This is a genomic window from Streptosporangium sp. CA-135522, assembly GCF_050949235.1.
Lineage (GTDB): Bacteria > Actinomycetota > Actinomycetes > Streptosporangiales > Streptosporangiaceae > Streptosporangium.
The window spans coordinates 5,658,011-5,674,362 of sequence record NZ_CP192026.1 but is presented as its reverse complement, the minus strand read 5'-3'; the positions used below and the strand labels follow the sequence as shown (position 1 = coordinate 5,674,362).

General features: G+C 70.2%; 19 protein-coding genes. 6 read left to right on the top strand and 13 right to left on the bottom strand.

The window, feature by feature from the left end; translation table 11 throughout:
- Positions 1–94: 94 nt before the first annotated feature.
- On the bottom strand, positions 95–1,243 hold the full coding sequence (locus tag ACQPYK_RS26950) for an NAD(P)/FAD-dependent oxidoreductase (RefSeq protein ID WP_433236355.1): 1,149 nt from the start codon (positions 1,241–1,243) through the stop codon (positions 95–97).
- A gap of 264 nt (positions 1,244–1,507) precedes the next feature.
- On the bottom strand, positions 1,508–2,416 hold the full coding sequence (locus ACQPYK_RS26945) for a MerR family transcriptional regulator (RefSeq protein WP_433236352.1): 909 nt from the start codon (positions 2,414–2,416) through the stop codon (positions 1,508–1,510).
- Positions 2,417–2,617: 201 nt separating this feature from the next.
- Here ACQPYK_RS26945 and ACQPYK_RS26940 point away from each other — a divergent pair, with 201 nt between their 5' ends.
- Entirely contained in the window at positions 2,618–3,667 is a 1,050-nt protein-coding gene (locus tag ACQPYK_RS26940; protein ID WP_433236349.1) for a L,D-transpeptidase, read from the top strand.
- A gap of 67 nt (positions 3,668–3,734) precedes the next feature.
- Here ACQPYK_RS26940 and ACQPYK_RS26935 read toward each other — a convergent pair whose 3' ends face one another.
- From ACQPYK_RS26935 to ACQPYK_RS26920, 4 genes are all read right to left on the bottom strand, one after another.
- The gene (locus ACQPYK_RS26935; RefSeq protein ID WP_433236346.1) at positions 3,735–4,166 is read right to left on the bottom strand and encodes a hypothetical protein; all 432 of its coding nucleotides are present in this window, start codon (positions 4,164–4,166) and stop codon (positions 3,735–3,737) included.
- 35 nt (positions 4,167–4,201) lie between these two features.
- On the bottom strand, positions 4,202–4,621 hold the full coding sequence (locus ACQPYK_RS26930; RefSeq protein ID WP_433236343.1) for a hypothetical protein: 420 nt from the start codon (positions 4,619–4,621) through the stop codon (positions 4,202–4,204).
- A 202-nt stretch (positions 4,622–4,823) separates the two neighbouring features.
- Positions 4,824–5,390, bottom strand: coding sequence for a carboxymuconolactone decarboxylase family protein (locus tag ACQPYK_RS26925; protein WP_433236340.1), 567 nt, complete (start codon positions 5,388–5,390; stop codon positions 4,824–4,826).
- A gap of 148 nt (positions 5,391–5,538) precedes the next feature.
- Positions 5,539–5,670 (bottom strand): hypothetical protein, encoded by a 132-nt coding sequence (locus ACQPYK_RS26920; protein WP_433236337.1) that lies wholly within the window; start codon positions 5,668–5,670, stop codon positions 5,539–5,541.
- 126 nt (positions 5,671–5,796) lie between these two features.
- Here ACQPYK_RS26920 and ACQPYK_RS26915 point away from each other — a divergent pair, with 126 nt between their 5' ends.
- Entirely contained in the window at positions 5,797–6,099 is a 303-nt protein-coding gene (locus ACQPYK_RS26915) for a hypothetical protein (RefSeq protein ID WP_433236334.1), read from the top strand.
- 39 nt (positions 6,100–6,138) lie between these two features.
- Here the strand turns inward: ACQPYK_RS26915 and ACQPYK_RS26910 are convergent, their stop codons facing one another.
- On the bottom strand, positions 6,139–7,182 hold the full coding sequence (locus ACQPYK_RS26910; RefSeq protein WP_433236331.1) for an FkbO/Hyg5 family chorismatase: 1,044 nt from the start codon (positions 7,180–7,182) through the stop codon (positions 6,139–6,141).
- 275 nt (positions 7,183–7,457) lie between these two features.
- Here ACQPYK_RS26910 and ACQPYK_RS26905 point away from each other — a divergent pair, with 275 nt between their 5' ends.
- Positions 7,458–8,270 (top strand): class I SAM-dependent methyltransferase, encoded by an 813-nt coding sequence (locus ACQPYK_RS26905; protein WP_433236328.1) that lies wholly within the window; start codon positions 7,458–7,460, stop codon positions 8,268–8,270.
- Positions 8,271–8,362: 92 nt separating this feature from the next.
- Here ACQPYK_RS26905 and ACQPYK_RS26900 read toward each other — a convergent pair whose 3' ends face one another.
- From ACQPYK_RS26900 to ACQPYK_RS26885, 4 genes are all read right to left on the bottom strand, one after another.
- A complete protein-coding gene (locus ACQPYK_RS26900) occupies positions 8,363–9,004 on the bottom strand; it encodes a response regulator (RefSeq protein WP_433236325.1) in 642 nt (213 codons plus the stop codon).
- A complete protein-coding gene (locus ACQPYK_RS26895; RefSeq protein ID WP_433236322.1) occupies positions 8,995–10,170 on the bottom strand; it encodes a histidine kinase in 1,176 nt (391 codons plus the stop codon). The genes ACQPYK_RS26900 and ACQPYK_RS26895 overlap by 10 nt, the downstream gene beginning before the upstream one ends.
- A gap of 97 nt (positions 10,171–10,267) precedes the next feature.
- Positions 10,268–10,780 (bottom strand): hypothetical protein, encoded by a 513-nt coding sequence (locus tag ACQPYK_RS26890; protein ID WP_433236319.1) that lies wholly within the window; start codon positions 10,778–10,780, stop codon positions 10,268–10,270.
- Positions 10,777–11,568 (bottom strand): alpha/beta hydrolase, encoded by a 792-nt coding sequence (locus tag ACQPYK_RS26885; protein ID WP_433236316.1) that lies wholly within the window; start codon positions 11,566–11,568, stop codon positions 10,777–10,779. The genes ACQPYK_RS26890 and ACQPYK_RS26885 overlap by 4 nt, the downstream gene beginning before the upstream one ends.
- Before the next feature lie 217 nt (positions 11,569–11,785).
- Here ACQPYK_RS26885 and ACQPYK_RS26880 point away from each other — a divergent pair, with 217 nt between their 5' ends.
- Positions 11,786–12,415, top strand: a complete 630-nt coding sequence (locus tag ACQPYK_RS26880; RefSeq protein WP_433236313.1) for a TetR/AcrR family transcriptional regulator — start codon at positions 11,786–11,788, stop codon at positions 12,413–12,415.
- Positions 12,416–12,531: 116 nt separating this feature from the next.
- Here ACQPYK_RS26880 and ACQPYK_RS26875 read toward each other — a convergent pair whose 3' ends face one another.
- Positions 12,532–13,146, bottom strand: coding sequence for a TetR/AcrR family transcriptional regulator (locus tag ACQPYK_RS26875; RefSeq protein ID WP_433236310.1), 615 nt, complete (start codon positions 13,144–13,146; stop codon positions 12,532–12,534).
- Positions 13,147–13,225: 79 nt separating this feature from the next.
- Here ACQPYK_RS26875 and ACQPYK_RS26870 point away from each other — a divergent pair, with 79 nt between their 5' ends.
- Positions 13,226–14,116 (top strand): hypothetical protein, encoded by an 891-nt coding sequence (locus ACQPYK_RS26870; protein WP_433236307.1) that lies wholly within the window; start codon positions 13,226–13,228, stop codon positions 14,114–14,116.
- A complete protein-coding gene (locus ACQPYK_RS26865) occupies positions 14,113–15,366 on the top strand; it encodes a methyltransferase family protein (protein ID WP_433236304.1) in 1,254 nt (417 codons plus the stop codon). The genes ACQPYK_RS26870 and ACQPYK_RS26865 overlap by 4 nt, the downstream gene beginning before the upstream one ends.
- Before the next feature lie 46 nt (positions 15,367–15,412).
- Here ACQPYK_RS26865 and ACQPYK_RS26860 read toward each other — a convergent pair whose 3' ends face one another.
- Positions 15,413–16,120, bottom strand: coding sequence for a DUF899 domain-containing protein (locus ACQPYK_RS26860; protein WP_433236301.1), 708 nt, complete (start codon positions 16,118–16,120; stop codon positions 15,413–15,415).
- Positions 16,121–16,352: the final 232 nt, after the last annotated feature.

The following is a 16,352-nucleotide window of genomic DNA, read 5'->3' as shown; positions in this document are numbered from 1 at the left end:
ACTACGGAGTGGACCTGTGAGACAGCGGCCGGAAGTCCCCGATGGCAGGGTCTTTCGTCCGGTACGGCCGGCGGACGAGGCGGCCGGGTGACGCTCATCCTCCCCGCACACCGTTCAGGAGCCAGCGGCGGATCACCGCGCACGCGAGCGGAAGCGGTACGGTGCCCGCGCCGAGACCCACGTCGACGAGCAGGTCGAACACCTCCTTGCGCCGGGCGGCGGTGTCGATCGCGGCGTCGATGAAGCCGGGGGACTGGGCGGCGCGGGCCAGCACGTCGGTGGTACGCAGGTGCCGTCCCAGGGCCTTTCTCAGCCCGCGCCGGTAGGCGGCCAGCGGGTCGCCGGGCGCCTGGACGGCCGCTTCCCCGGCGAGCCGGCCGGACACCAGCGCGTAGTAGATCCCCTCGCCCGTGAGCGGATTGATGAGGCTGGCGGCGTCACCGGCGAGCATCACCCGGCCCGCGCCGGGTACCGGCCGGCCGGGGGACAGGGGCAGGTGGTGGGCGCGCAGGTCGCGGGTGGGCCGGCCGGGCAGCAATTCGGCGAGCCGGCCGTGGAGCACCTCGCGGCCGGGCAGGCCGGTGGCGTGCAGCCGGGGCAGCAGCATCCCGAAACCGACGTTGGCGCTGCCGTCACCGATCGGGAACGACCACACGTAGGCGGGCCACCCCTCCTTCTGCATGGCGATGAACTGGACGTCGTCGTCGGCGGGCACGTCGGCGTAGCCGCGCACGGCGATCGCGGTGTGCCTGCCGGTGGTCGCCGGGACGCCGAGGAGACGCCGCACGGTCGAGTTGGCCCCGTCGGCGGCGACGACGGCCCGAGCGGTGACGGTTCCGTCGACGACGACATGGCCGCCGTGAGCGGCGAGCGAGCGGACGCGGTGGCGGCGGACCTCGACGCCGCGGGCTCGGGCGGCGTCGACGAGCCGGGCGTCGAAGACCGTGCGGGGCACGACGTGGTTGGGCCGGGCGACGGTGGCGCAGACGAGCACCCCACCGGGGGAGAGCACCGACAGGCGCCGCGTCGGCCGGTAGTCGGCCACGAGGTCGGGGACGCCGAGCAGGGCGAGCTCGTCGCGGCCGTGGGCGGCGATGCCGTCACCGCAGGCCTTGTCGCGGGGGAAGTCCGCCCTGTCGAGCAGGAGCACCCGCGCGTGCGGCCGTAGCTGCTTGGCGCGCAGAGCCGCCGCGGAGCCCGCGGGGCCGCCCCCGACGATCACCAGATCCCACACGTCGTCCATGCCGGAGCCTCTCCCACGGTATGTCCCGATGAAACCGTCCCGCGGCCCCGTCCGTCCGCCGCGGTCCCGTCCGGCCGGCCGGACGGGACCCGGGACCGGGCGCCGGCCGCAGACGGTTACCTGCGGCAATGCCCCGCCGCACGGCCGGTGACACCGATTCGGGGAAGGGCGTCTCCCTCCCCGGCCTCGCCGGGCGCGGGGCCGGGGATTCAGCGCTTCATCGGGTTCCGGGCCTCGCCGGGCGCGGGCCGGGGATTCAACGGCTCATCGGTGCGCGCGGAGTGCCGCGATGAGCCACTCGAACGCCGCGGCGCCGGGGGAGAACGGCGGCAGGCCGTTGACGACGCCCATCAGCTGCCAGTAGCGCTCCACCCGCCGGTCGGTGAACGTCTCCAGCTCGCCGGCCAGCCGGACGCGCTCATCGACGGGCGTCCGGGCATCGATGATCCGGCCCAGAGCGGCCTGACCTTCGGCGGAGTCCGGGGTGATCCCCGCGGCCACCGCGTCGCCGCCGTGCTCAAGCACCGCCTCGTGGTCGTACGGCCTCGGCTGGTCGACGGGCTCTGCCCCCGCCACCGCCATCTGGCGTACCCGCTGCCGGAACGCCTCGTCGGCGACGAGTTCGGCGAGTTCCACCCAGGCGTCCACCTGGTCGGCGGTGGGGTCCTGCGGAAGTTCGGCCGGCATCAGCCGCATCTTCCGCGCGATGTGGGCTCCCGGCGCGTCCGGATCGAGGCCGGCGAAAGTGTGGTCGACGAAGTCGTCGATGATGTGCTGACGCTCCTGTGCGGACAGTTGAGCCAGTTTGTGCATGAGTCTCATCTCCTCGGTCGTGCTTGCCCGTCGAGCGACCGACCGCAGCACCGCGCGCCGCAGTTGCAGGACGCGGATCTCCGCGTCCAGGGCTTCCGCATGGGCTCGGGCGACGTCGGCGACGGTGTCCTGCCGGTCGAGGACCCGCCGGACCGTCTCGAGGTTCAGCCCCAGCTCGCGCAGCGTCCTGATCAGGTCCAGGCGGGCCACCGCCGCGACGTCGTAGAGCCGGTAACCACCGGCCGAGCGACGTGCAGGGAGGATGATCTCCTCATCAGACCAGAAGCGGATGGTACGTACCGGCAGACCGGTACGGCGGGAGAGCTGTCCGATGGTGAACAGCTCGGTGCGGTCGTTCACGAGATCAACCTCAACCTTCCAGCCGCTGGAGACTCAAGGGCATTTTCGCGTGTGATCGCCGTTCATCGATGAAACGTCCGCCGCCACGTCGTTACGTGATCGTTACGACGGGCGGCCACCGTAATGCGGCTTTCGGTTGTCTCACATATGGAACGCGCCAGGGCGGAAACCGGCGCGAAAGTCATATATGAGGAGCAGACCGTGAACACGCTCAAGCGGACGGCTCACGCCTCGCTTGCCCTCGTCGCCCTTGCCGCCGCGGCGGCCTGCTCGACGGAAAGCGGTCCCGCCGCGCAGCCCGCGCCTGTCAGGGGCACAGTCAAGACGGAGACCAGGTCCCCGGCCGGTGGCGCCGCCATCAAGGTCAAACTGCGCAAGCCACAGCTCGGCATCGCCGACATCACCCCGATGGGCGAGGACGTCGAAACGGTGGGCGTCGGCCTGCCGATCATCGTCACCTTCGACAAACCCGTCACCGACCGGGCGGCGGCCGAGACGGTGCTGCAGGTCCAGGCCGACCGGCCGGTCGAGGGCGCCTGGCGCTGGGTCTCCGACCGTAAGGTCGTCTACCGCACCAAGACCTACTGGCGTCCGCACCAGAAGGTCACCCTCACCGCACGTCTCAGCCAGATCCCCGGCAACGAGGCGGCCAAGGACGTCACCCGCCGCTTCGCGATCGGCGCGGCCAACATCGCCGTGGTCAACACCGGCAAGCACGTGATGAAGGTCTACCGCGACGCCAAGCTCGCCAAGACCATCCCGATCAGTGCGGGCCGCGGTGGCCTGGTCCGCAACGGGGTGGACGTCTACCTCACCACCAGCGGTGTCCATCTGGCGATGGGCAAGAAGGCGGTGGAGACCATGACCTCGTCCTGGCTGGGCGTCACCGACCCCAAGGACCCGCGTTACTACAAGGAGGAGATCCCCTGGGCGGTGCGGATCTCCGACAGCGGCGAGTACGTTCACCAGAGCGGGGGCTACTACCAGTTCCTCGGCAGGTCCAACCAGAGCCACGGCTGCGTGCGCGCCACGCCCGCCGGGGCCAAATGGTTCTACGGCATCGCTCAGCGCGGCGACGTCGTGAAGATCGCCGGCACGAAGCGGAAGCTCGACTGGCGCAACGGCTGGGGCTTCTGGCAGCTCAGCTGGACCCAGTGGAAGCAGGGCAGCGCCCTGCCGGCCACGGGCACCAGGCAGAACACCGACCAGAACACCGACCAGAACACCGAGCAGGGCGGACAGCAGGGCTGAGCCCTCGCCCGGCGTATCCGGGGAGGGGGCCGCGCTCTGGTCGCCTGTTCGGTGTTCAGGTCGGCGTTCAGACCGGTGAGCGGGTGCCGGAAGCGTCGCGGGGGCCGGGGCGCCGGGCCTCCGCCCCCGGCGGCCGGTCCGTAGCCGGACGGGGCCGATCGACGGACACCGCGGCGTCCGCTCGGAGTTCGGCCAGGCGGGCGCGTGCGCCGGCCAGCGCGGCGAGCACGTCCGGGTCGCCCGGGGCCTCGGCCGCCAGGTCCTCATAGAGTTCGATCTCGCGGTGGCACAGGCCGGCCTCCAGTTCCCGGCGCTCCCGGCCCTCGGTGGACGGATCGCCGGCGCCCGGGGCGAGCAGGGAGACGGCCTGGGCGATCAGCGCGGAGCGTTCGGCGATGCTCATCGGCCGCAGGCCGGCGGCGATCGGCTGGTCGCCGGGTTCGCCGTCATCGAGTTCGGCGGCGCGGGGCTCGCCGTGGGCGGTCGTCCAGGTGCTCAACCGGGTGATGAGCCGGGCGAGGTCGTCGGCGGTGGTCAGTATCTCGCCGGCCCGCTCAGGTCGCAGCCAGGCGTGCAGGCCCGCAGCTGGAAGTCCTTGGCGGCGGTGGCGTAGCGCTCGTGGGCGGCCTGGCGGCTGACCCCGTCCAGCGCGACGCCGATGCGCTCCCAGCCGGTGCCTTTGATCCGTTCGTAGACCACGGCGAACTCCAGCAGCCGGTGGGCCGTCTCGACCAGGCGGGCGGCGTCCCTGACGAACTCGCCGTCGGCGGCGTGGCCGTCGGATGTGGTGGGAACCAGGTCGCGGGCGGCGTCGGCCAGTTCGCAGGCCTGACCCGACAGGGCCAGGCGGGCGATGCTCGCCTGGGAGTAGGCCGCCGACCGGTAGCCGCTCGGCCGCTCGTGGCGGTCACGCGGTTCCCCGGCCGACGGAGGAATCGGGGCGGTGTCATTCATAAGCCGAGAGAAACCGGCGCCGGGACGCGTGTCAAGGTTTTCTTGACACGCGTCCCGGCGCGAGCGACCACGGCCCGCGCCGGCGTCGTCATGACCGCGGGTAAGGCGAACGGCGGTTTCCCGGCACCGCCCGCCGTGACGGTGCCGCCCGGTGCCGCCCGCCGTCGATGACGCCTGCACCGCCGTGCGGGGGTGGACCGGTCTATTGCGGGACGTCGGGGCCGTCCCAGGCGAGGGCCTGCAGCGGCGGGTCGAGGGGAGCGCCGGTCATCCGGTTGGCGAAGGTCGAGATCGTGTAGGTGCCGATGCCGAGGACGACTTCGAGAGCGTTCTGGGGGGTGTAGCCGGCGTCGAGGAACGCCTGCATCTGTCCGTCGTCGACCGCGCCGCGGCGGTCCATGACGGCGAGGGTGAACACCCGCAACGCCTCAAGCCGCTCCTCCTTCAGCGGCGCTTGGGCGCGTAGCCCCTCGATGAGTTCGGGCAGGGCCTCCTGCCGGATCAGCGCGGCGGTGTGCATGGCCACGCAGAGGTGGCACTCGTTGCGGGTGGCGATCGTCAGAACGATGACCTCGCGCTCAAGGGGGGTGAGAGTGGTCTGTTCGAAGGCGAGGTTGGCCGTCAGGAATCCTTTGAGTGTCTGCGGGGAGGTGGCCATCAGGCCGACCGCCGCGGGGAGGTGGCCGAGCTTCTTCGTGACGCCTTCGATGGTGGGACGGGCGGCGGCCGGTGCGCTCTCGGCGGTGTGGATGACGAAGACGTCCTGCAACGGTGGAACCTTTCTGGAAGGGGTGATGGCCCCACGCCGCGGTAAAACCGACAACGTGGTTGCCCAAATAATAAACATGGTTGTCTAGTTTGGCAACCGCCGAGGGGCGTTCCGGTTCCGGAGACCGGGCTCCGTGCCGCCTTCGCCGCTACAGCGCGTTCAGCGCCGAGACGAGCTGCGCCTCCTCGCGGTCGAAGTGCGCCCTCGGCTCGGCCGCCGTACGCCGCGGCTCGGCCGCCGTACGCCGCGGCTCGGCGAGGACCTCGTCCGCGCCGGTCACGTGGCGCGCCGCTGTGGCCGTACGGCATAGCACCTGCTCAGGGCCGTTTCGTTACACTGGAACCAGCTGTAACGCGCTCGCGCGTGAGGCGCCGTGTCGCGGTGAGGAGCCGAAGGAGGGTGTCACATGGACAAGCGCGTGGAACGGGTCGGTGACGTTCTGCACGAGGCGGCCGAGACGCATCACCGGGTCTACCGGATCGTCGACGGCGCCGACGACGACTGGGCGTCGTGGTACGCCGACTGGCTGATCAACCTTTCGGAGCTGCCGAACCTGCTGGAGACCACGCCGGTGCGCAGCGAGCTCGTCTGCGAACTGGTGGGGCTGCACCGGGAGTACACCGCGAAGACGCCGGCCGAACCCTGGGAGTCCTTCTACGCCCAGCGCCTGCTCGCCGCCTTCGGCCCGGACGGCGGCCGGTCCGCGTAGCCGACCGGCCGGTGTCCGTGACCGCGCCTCGCCCCCGCCTCAGTCGGCCGGGCGCACCGCCGGAACGATTCCCTCGATCTCCACCAGGAGGTCGTCCCGGCATATGTCCACGTTGACGTAGGCCACTTCGGCGTGTTCGGAGAGGGCGCCGGAACAGATCTGCCGTACGAGCGTGACGTCCACACCGTGTTTGACGTACACCTTCACGGAGTCCAGGTCTTTGAGCGACAGATCCGCGTCTATGCCGTACTGTGCGAGATTTTCCTGGCCGATGAGCACGGAGATATTCTCAAGTGTCGTGATGCACTGCCTCTCGACGTCGCCTCCGTGAACGGTCTCGGACCCGATTATGCTGGCTGTTCCGGAAACGAACAGATGGTCGGATCGATGAGGCCGCCCCGGTGAAAGGTAGGTCGCCCGGGCGAAACTGGGCGCTTTGATTCCGTATTTCGGAGGATAACGGTAGGCGGGAACCTGGCGAGGGTTCTCGATGTTCGTCACCTCTGCCGAGCGGCTCGCGATGAAGTAGAACGCTATCCCGCCGCCGTGATTTCCCACGCAGGTGGCGGCCGGTATGAGGTTCTCCGAGACGGCGCGCCGTTCGAACGCCTGCGCCCGGCCCCGGCAGAACTGGGTGTACACATTGTGGCCGAGACCGTCGGTGTCGTTGATCTGTTCGACCATGTTCCACATGCGGACGACATTCGGATAATCGAGCAGGTCGATGAGTTCGAACGCCGCCAGATAGGTGGCCTCTGTCGCCGTGACGTAGTCCGGGTCCTCCTGAATCCGTCCGCAGCAGAACAGGTATTCCCCGTCATATGAGTATGCAAGTCCCTTGTGCCGGCCGTTCGTGACGTCCGCGGTCGTCCGCCACACTTCTGCGAATGCCTCGCCCGTTTCTCCGGACATCGGCACCGCCAGGTGGGGGTAACCGTCCCGGATGAGCGGACCGCCGACACGGTTCGAGTATTCGATAACTCCCAATACGTTACCGTCCGGCCTGACCTCGGCGGCAGCGTCGTCGAAACTGCAGTCGAGGCCGGCCAGAGAAGTCGTACTGTTCATTATTGTCCTGTCCATCGGAGATAGGGCACAACCAAGCATGGTCGTCCCGGCCCCTGCGGCTCATCTTCCGTATTGCGCCATGATCGCCGGCTTCACCGTACAGAGCTTTTTCGAAGAAGACGGCCCGCCGCGGCGCCTGGAATCCTCGGTGAGGCGGGGCCGTGTTTCGTCGTTGCCGTTGCGGAAGTCGGGGAAGAGGCACCGTATTTATATCCGCTCTCACTTCTGCTCCGTCCAGGATCGTGAGCGACGCTCTCCCAGGAAGCCCCTCTGACCCGAAGGTCTCAGTGATGACGCAGCAAATCGTTGAGCGTTACGGTGATGGCGTTTTCAATCACGCCGTCCTGACCGAGGACGAGCGCCTGAGCGCGCTGACGCAGGAGTTGGATCCGGCGTCGTTCGGACGGCTGGGTTCCCTGCCTTTCCGGTCCGACTGGCGCTGTCTGGAACTCGGGGCCGGCACCGGCACCGTGGCGCGCTGGCTCGCCGACCGCTGCCCCCAGGGCAGCGTGATCGCCACCGATCTCGACCTGCAACTCGTCCAAAGCCGGCATGAGGAGCAGGCCAACCTGTCGTGGCTGCACCACGACCTGACGCGTGACGATTTCCCGCCCGGATCATTCGACCTCATTCACGCCCGCTACCTTTTCTGTCACCTGCGCAGCCGCGAGCACGACCTCTCCCGGGTTCTCGGCTGGCTGGCCCCCGGCGGCTGGCTGCTGCTGGAGGAGCCGGCCAGTTTCCCCATCGAGTCCTCCCTGCACGATGCCTACCGCCAGACCAGCATGGGGGTCTTCACGACCCTGGCCGAGCGCATCGGCACCGACTGCCGCTGGCCCCGTACCCTGCACGAGCACCTGAACCGGGCGGGGTTCACCGAGGTCGAGGTGGACGTCACCTACTCGGTCGTCGGCGGAGGCCGGCCGATGAGCCGCTTCTGGGAGCTGACCGTCGACCAGCTCGCCCCCGATCTGCGTGAGGTCGAGGGCATCACCTCCCCGATGATCACCGAGACCCTGGCCCGGCTGCGCGATCCGGAATTTCGCGACCTCGGCATGGCCACGATCGCCGCCTGGGGCCGCCGGCCCGGCAGCACCGCGTAGGAGCATGTAGGAGCGCGTGCGAACCGCCGAGCACGGGCGTTCCCATCTTCCTCTCCGGGTTTCCCGACACCGCGCCCCGGCGGGAAGAGACGTCAGCCGCGCAGGTAGGCCAGGACGGCGAGGACGCGGCGGTGGCCGTCGGCGGCGGGTGGCAGGTCGAGTTTGGTGAAGATGCTCGCGATGTGCTTGGCGACCGCCGCGTCGGTGACGAAGAGCTCACGCGCGATCGAGGAGTTGGACCGGCCCTCCGCGATGAGCGCCAGCACCTCGCGCTCCCGGGGAGTGAGCCGTTCCAACGGGTCGCGACGTCGGCTGAGCAGCTGGAGCACCACCTCGGGGTCGACGACCATGCCGCCCCCGGCGACCCGCGTGAGCGCCTCGACGAACTCGACGACGTCCCCGACCCGGTCCTTGAGCAGGTATCCGATGCCCACGCCGCGACCCGAGTCCAGCAACTCGGTGGCGTAGGTCTGCTCCACGTACTGGCTGAGCACGAGTATGGCGAGGCCGGGATGTTCCTTGCGCAGAGTTAGCGCGGCACGCAGTCCCTCGTCGGTGAAATCGGGTGGCATCCGCACATCGGTCACCACGATGTCGGGCAGATGCTCTTCCACCGCGGTGACGAGGGCGACGGCGTCGCTCACAGCGGCGACGACCGTGTGCCCGAACCGTTCGATCACGCCGACGAGCCCTTCCCGGAAGAGGGCGGCGTCCTCGGCGACCACTACGCGCACGGGATCTCCACTCGCATCAACGTCGGCCCGCCTGCCGGGCTGGACAGCGACATTCTGCCGTCCACCACGGCGAGCCGATCGGCCAGCCCGGTCAGGCCCGTGCCCTTCGACGGATCGGCGCCGCCCGCGCCGTCGTCGCGGATTTCCAGCAGTAGCATCCGGCCGGTGACCTGGCCGCGCACCAGAGCCCGGCTGGCCCGGCTGTGCTTGGCGATGTTCGCCAGGGCCTCGGAGACGACGTAGAAGGCGGCCACTTCCACAGCCATGGGCAATCGGTCGTCCAGTGGGATGTCGATGTCAACGGGGATCGGAGAACGGCTCGCGACGTCGCGCACGGCCGCGGGCAGGCCTCGGTCGGTGAGCACCTGCGGGTGCATGCCGCGAATCAGCTCCCGCAGTTTGGCCATCGCCCGCTTGGCCTCCTGATGAGCCTGCGCCAGTTGCTCGCCGAGAGGAGAGCCGGGCGGCAGGTCAAGCCTGGCCAGCCCCAGTTTCATGGACAGGGCGGCGAGCCGTTGCTGGGCCCCGTCGTGCAGGTCTCGCTCGATCCTGCGCCGTTCCATCTCGAAGGCGTCCACGAGCCTGGCCCGCGATCGCAGGACCTCGTTCAGCTCCGTCTCGCGCGAGGTGAGCAGGCCCCTGGCCATCGCCCCCCGCGCGCCGGCCCAGGCGGTGAAGGTGTAGACGGCCGCCGGGAGCAGCAGCACGCCCGCCATGGAGACGACCAGCGTCTGGGCGAGTGTCAGTTCGCCTTCCGGCGCCAGGGGCTGGACGAGGGGCGACAGGATCAACAGGACGGGACCGCCTACGGTGAAGCCGACCATCACCAGGTCGATCCACCACAGCGCCAGGAGCGAGACGAGGGCCAGGCCGATTCCGCGCCACCGTCCGCCGGGCGTCTTGGGCACCGCGACGGTGTCCACCAGGCGCAACCTCCGCCGCTCGAACCCGGCCACCGGCGCAAGCACCGCGACCACGGCCGCCAGCCCGGCGACCACCCGGCCCGGCACCGATTCCAGGAGGGAGACGGCCATGGCGGTCAGCCCGAGGAGAGCGCCGGGCAGGGCGCTCGACACCAGGTACGCCAGCGACCTCCACGGCCAGCGTGACCGCAGAAAGGCCGGCGGGCGCAGGGAGAGGGCCTCCAGCGCCGTCCGCTTGTTCACCTATGAGACGGTATCGGCCCCCGGCTTTCCCTCGGACCCGTGATCCCGTGATGGCGGTCAGTGGCCGATGGGACGAGTTCGCCCGGAGAGGACCCCGTCATGCTCGGTCATGCTGCTCCCTCGTGACGGCGGGGATGATCCGGTAGTCGCGCTGGAAGACGAGATTGTGCAGGTCCGCGGTGGCGATGGCGCGCAGGGTGGGAAGTTCGGCCGCGGCCTGTTCGGGGGTGAAGACGTTGAGCGGCCATTCGCCCACGGTGCCGCCCTGCAGGTGCGGGTGGTGGAAGCCGGCCCCGTAGAAGGCCCGGATGACGATGGGGGCGACGGCGGCGGCGCGCTGCTCGGGCCAGGACAGCGCCCAGAGGGCGTCCACTCCGCCGTCGGGTGAACGCCGCGGCCCGGTGGCCTCGATCTCACCGGTGCCGAGCAGCAGATGGGTGTCGATCTCCTCCAGGGCCTGTCGGGCGTAGGGGGCCAGGAGCGTCGCGGCTTGGGCGAAGATGCGCTCCTTGTCCCCACGAGAGACGGCGTCGCCGTGGGTTCCGTCGCGCAGGTCGGTGAAGTGGCGCAGCAGCGCCGCCGTGTGCTCCGGCGCGGTGGGCGTGTTCATGAGGTACTCCGGGAGTAGGTGGCGCCCAGCCAGTGACGCAGGGCGGGATCGGTGAGAAAGGTGCCGTGCTGCATGCCGTCGAACTCCCGTAGTTCGACGGCGTTCCCGGCGGCTCGTAGCCGCCGGGCGTAGCCGCGAACGTCGTCGGCGACCGGGTCGGCGGAGCCGACGGCGAGGATCGCGGGAGCCAGGCCGGTGAGGTCCTCAGCCTCGTCAGGAGTGCTGTAGAGGGCGGTGCCGTCGGTCGCCGACGGACGTTCGGTGTCTCCACGGTAGGCCCGCCAGGCCGCCATCAGCCTGGCGCGGCTGGGAAACGCCTCGGGGCGGAGACCGTAAGAGGCGGCCCGGCACCACGGGTCGAGCGGAGGGTAGGCCAGGATCTGCGCGGCGAGCGGTTGCCGCCGGTCGCGCCAGGACAGGGCGGCGCACGCGGCGATCGTGCCGCCGGCGCTGTCCCCGCCCACGGCGATCGGTCCGTCGGCCTGGTCCTGAGCCCAGGTCATGGCGGTGAGGACGTCGAGGAGGGCGGCCGGGTGGGGGTGCTCGGGGGCCAGCCGGTAGTCGACGCTGACCACGGTGGCCGCGGCGGCCCGCGCCAGATCGGCGCAGGCCGGATGCCAGCCGTCGACCGACCCCGCCGACCAGCTGCCGCCGTGCGCCCACACCAGCCACCCGCGTGGGGCCGGTCCGCCGCGGAAGACCCGTACGCGCACCTCGTGGTCGGAGCCGGGCAAGGCGATCGATTCCCATCGGACGGTGCCGAGGTCGCGGGCGGTCGGCGTGGGCATGGTGTTATTCCTCATCTCGTTCCTCTGGAAGTTCGGAGGCGTTCGCCGGCGGTCCGGGCGTGATGGCGGACGAGCCGGGCCGCGCGGTGGCCGATGGGATCGGATCAAGAGTGGGCATCGGGTTCCTCTCGCAAGTCACAACTAACGGTGCTTTGGTTCCGTTAAGATAAGATGACGGTAGCAGAAAGAGGCAAGTTAATGGAACTGGAGAACCGTTATGGCCGCTGATGGTGCGGAGCCCGGGACGACCCGACCCGGCGGGCGCACGGCCCGAGTGCGCGCGGCAGTGCTCCAGGCCGCGGGGGACGCACTGGTGGAGAAGGGGTTCGCCGCCCTGGACCTCGCCGACGTCGCGCGGCGCGCGGACGTCGGAAAGACGACGGTCTATCGCCGCTGGGGGACCACGGCCGCCCTGGTGGCAGATCTACTGATCGACATGGCGGAGCAGTCCTTGCCACGCACGGAGACCGGCTCGCTGCTCGGCGACCTGCAGGCCAACGCCCGCCTGGTGCGGCGCACGCTGACCGACCCCCGCCAGGGGAAGCTGTTCAAGGCGATGATCACAGCCGCCACCTGCGACGAGCGGACGGCCGCCGCGCTGCACCGCTTCTATGAGACCCGCATCGGGGAATGGGCTCCCTGTGTCGAGCAGGCCGTCCAGCGCGGTGAACTCCCTGCGGGAACGGACGCGCACGAGGTGATCCGCGCGGTTTCGGCTCCGCTCTACTACCGACTGCTGGCCAGCGGCGACCCTCTGGACGAGGCGGCCGCAGACCGGGCCGCGGCGGCCGCCGCGGCAGCCGCCCGGGCCGGTGCTTACGCGAGCCGATCCGAGGCGCCGGCGTGAGTCTCCGCCGTCCCCGCCACCGGTCGGAGGCCCGCCACTGATCTCCCGCGGGCCGAACGTGATCCCGTACCGGAGGTCCGGCTCCCCTCCGGTCGGGGTGAAGCCGGATCCCGGGCTCACGCTCGACGGCGCGGCAGCCGTACGGTGAGGAGCCTGGCGCGGGGGGCGACCCGACCGGCGAGCGCGAAGAGCGCCTCGGTGCGGGAACGGTCCGCGTCGAGATGGGTGAACAGGTTGACCCCGAGATAGAAGGTGATGGACGCGTAGGCCAGGTCGCGCGGCGGCATGAGCTTGGCCAGCGGAGATCCGCCGATGACTCGCTCAAGTGTCTGCTCGATGAAGGCGATCCACGGCTCGGCTCTCTTGACGATCTCCTCGCGTAGCTCGGGGCGGGCGATGCTGGCGCCGACCAGTTCGGAGAAGAGCGTGATGTGGCCGCCTTCGAGGTCGGCGCGGTAGATCCCGGTCGCCACCTCCACCAGTTCCTCGAGCGTGCGCGCCTCGTCCACGGCCGCCTGGTAGGCCGTCATCCGCTGCTCCGACGAGCGGTCGAGTGCGGCGAGAAGCAGCGGATCGACGCCGCCGAAGTGGTAGAAGACCAGCGCCGAGTTGACCTCCGCGGCCTTGGCGATGGTGCGGGCGCTGGTCCCGGCATATCCCTCCGAGCGCAACGTGCGTGCCGCCGCCTCGATGAGCCTTTCCCGTGTCTCCGCGCCCGTTTGTTTCGTCATGAGTCCCTCTCTTGCGCCGCCCTGCCTGCTGATCATACGGTTTAATCAACTGATTAAATCGATCGATGAAGGAGGTCCGGTGGAACCGGACGAGACGCACGCGAAACGAGCGGGGCGGGTCCTGGCGGGCGTGCTCGCGGCGCTGTTCGCCGCGATCCTGCTCTACAAGCTGCTGCACGCCGGGCACCTGGAGCAGACGGCGGTGTTCTACGTGGGCCTCCCCGCCGTCATCGCGATCACCGTCGCGCTCACCGTGCGGCCCAGGACGGCCACCGGTCTGATCATGGCCACCATCACGGTCGGACTCGCCCTCGCCGGCCCGTTCCTGGGCGAGGGGATCGTCTGCCTGCTGTTCGCCGCGCCGATCTTCTATCTCGTCGGCCTGGCCATCGGGGTGTCCGTCGACTGGATCCGTGAGCGCCGCCGCGGCATGAACATGAACGTGATCGTCGTGCCGCTGCTGCTGCTCTCGATGGCCGAGGGCGCCACCGGCGCCACCTCCCTTCCGCGCGGGGAGGAGGTGACCGTGACCCGTGCGGCCGGCGCGGTGGACGTCGAGCGGGCACTGGCCGCGCCGCCCGTGTTCGGCGCGTTCGACTCGCCCTTCCTGCGGATGGGCTTTCCCCGGCCCCTGGTGGCACGCGGGGAGGGGCTGGAACTCGGCGCCATCCGTGAGATCACGTTCAACTCGCGCCGGTCTCTCGGCATAGGCGCCGTGGCCGAGCCGCGATCGATGACCCTCAGGGTGAAGGAGCGGTCGCCGGGCCGGGTCGTGTTCCAGGTGGTGCGGGACACCACCTTGGCGCGCTGGCTCGATCTGCGGGAGGCCGAGTTCACCTGGACACGCGCACGGCTGAGCGTCTGCCTGCGCTACCGCAGGACCTTCGATCCCGCCTGGTACTTCGGCCCGCTTCAGCGGTTCGCGGTCGGCCAGGCCGCCGGCTATCTCGCGGGGACGTTCGTCCGATGAGCCCGGCGCTGATCCGTGGTGTGGCGCTGATGGGACCGGCGATCGTCCTGGTGGTGGCGGCGCACGTGCGGCGGCCGGGTGACTCCCGCATCGCCGCCGCCATCCTGGCCACCGCCTGGAATCTGGCGGCCCTTTGCGTGATCAACTCGGTGGCCGCCCGGATGGGCTGGTGGGACTTCCACGCGCGGGGGGCGATCGTCGCAGGTGTACCGGCCGACCTGATGCTCGGCTGGGCGCTGCTGTGGGGGGCGGGCCCCGCGCTGGCCGCTCCACGCGTGCCGGTGCCGCTCAGCGCGGCCCTGCTGGCCTGGCTCGACCTGGCGCTCATGCCGCTGGGCGAGCCCGTGGTGGTGCTCGGCCCGCGATGGTTGACCGGGGAGGCCGCGGCGATCGCCCTCGGCCTGGTTCCCGGGCTGTTGCTGGCCCGCTGGACCGAGGAACGGCGCAGGCTGCCGGCCAGAGCCCTGTTCCAGGTCGCGCTGGCGGGCGGGCTGGGCCTGCTGGCACCGATGATCACGACGGGGGTGTGGCGGCAGCCCGCCTGGGCGCTCGCGCTCGTGGCGCAGGCGCTGGCCGCTCCGACGGTGCTCGGGCTGGCCGCCGTGCGGGAGTTCGCCACCGTGGGCGCAGGCACGCCGCTGCCGTACGATCCGCCGGCGCGGCTGGTGACGGGCGGGCCCTACGCCTACGTGCGCAACCCGATGCAGGTCGCGATGACGGCGGGGTATCTCGTGCTGGCCCTGCTGGATGTGGCCTTCCTCGCGGTGGCCGCCGTCTCCTTCGCCTACGGAGCGGGGCTGGCGGCCTGGCACGAGGGCGAGCAACTCGGGCGGCGTTTCGGCGGCGCGTGGCACGACTACCGGCGTGAAGTGCGGCCCTGGCTGCCGCGGGTACGGCCCGTCATGCCGCCCGCGTCGGTCTACGTGGCCGCGACCTGCGGGCAGTGCAGCCAGGTGGGGGAGTGGATCGCCCGGCGCGCCCCCGTGGCGCTGCGCATGGTCGCCGCCGAGAGCCATCCCCGGGGCCTGCGGCGGATGACCTACGAGCGCGACGACGGTGTTCGCGCCGAAGGGGTGGCCGCGTTCGCGCACGTGCTGACCCACATCCACTTCGGCTGGGCGCTGGCCGGCTGGCTGCTCCTGCTGCCAGGCCTCGGCTGGTTCGCCCAGCTCTGTGTGGACGCCTTCGGCGGCGGGCCGCGGGATCTCCGCCCGGAGGGCGCTCCCGGCCACGGCGCGACCTTCGAGTGATCGCGCGGTCAGCGCGCTCCCGCGCTCTCAGCCGGTCCTCACCGGACTACCGGGCGTCGTACCTGTCGTGATGGCGGAACTCGTTGATGTACTTCTGCCGGCCGAGCGGCGTCAGGTCGAGGTAGTTGTAGGTGCCGACCAGCAGGTCGGGGCCACGTCCGTACGTCGAGTAGGTGTGGAAGACACTGTCACCGTCGCGCAGGAAGACGCTCACCCCGTGCCCGTCGCCCTTCAGGAAGAAGGCCAGGCCCTCCAGGGTGAGCGTGGCCTTGTCCTTGTAGTTGTACTCGACGGGGGCGACGGACTCGTCCATCGTGGCGTTGAAGTCGTAGTTGAAATCGCTCTTGTACGACGAGTACCACGGCAACGTCCAGCCCATGCGCGCCCTGAACCGCTCGATGCCGGCCAGCGGTGCCCGGGAGACGACGGCCAGCGAGGTGTCGCACGAGTGCAGGTGCGACAGGTGGCCGATGTTGTCGACCAGCAGCGAGCAGCTCGAGCAGCCCTCGTCGGTCTCCCAGAGCCACATGAAGTGGTAGACGATGAGCTGGCGGCGTCCCTCGAACAGGTCGAGCAGGCCCGCCTTGCCGTCCGGACCTTCGAAGACGTAGTCCTTGTCCACCTTGACCATGGGGAGGCTGCGGCGTTCCTCGTTGATCACATCCCGCATGCGGGTGAACTCCTTCTCCCTCGCGAGAAGCTCCTTACGGGCGGCCAGCCATTCGTCTCGGGAGACGACCTGCGGAAGACTCATCCTGCTCTCCTTGTTCCCGCGCGTTTTCCCCGCGCGAGGCAGAGCGTCTCGGCGAAACGCTCAGCCGTTTCCCGGAGAGAGGTACGTGTCGCCTGCCACTGACCGTGCGTGACTTTCACAGCCGCGACTCCCTCCAGGAGGTCCGGGACGCGGCCAGGCTAGCAAGCGGCTGCCCGGGCGCCGTTCTTTCAAAATGCGCTGTTTCCTCTTCCTCCGCGAACAGGCGTTCCGG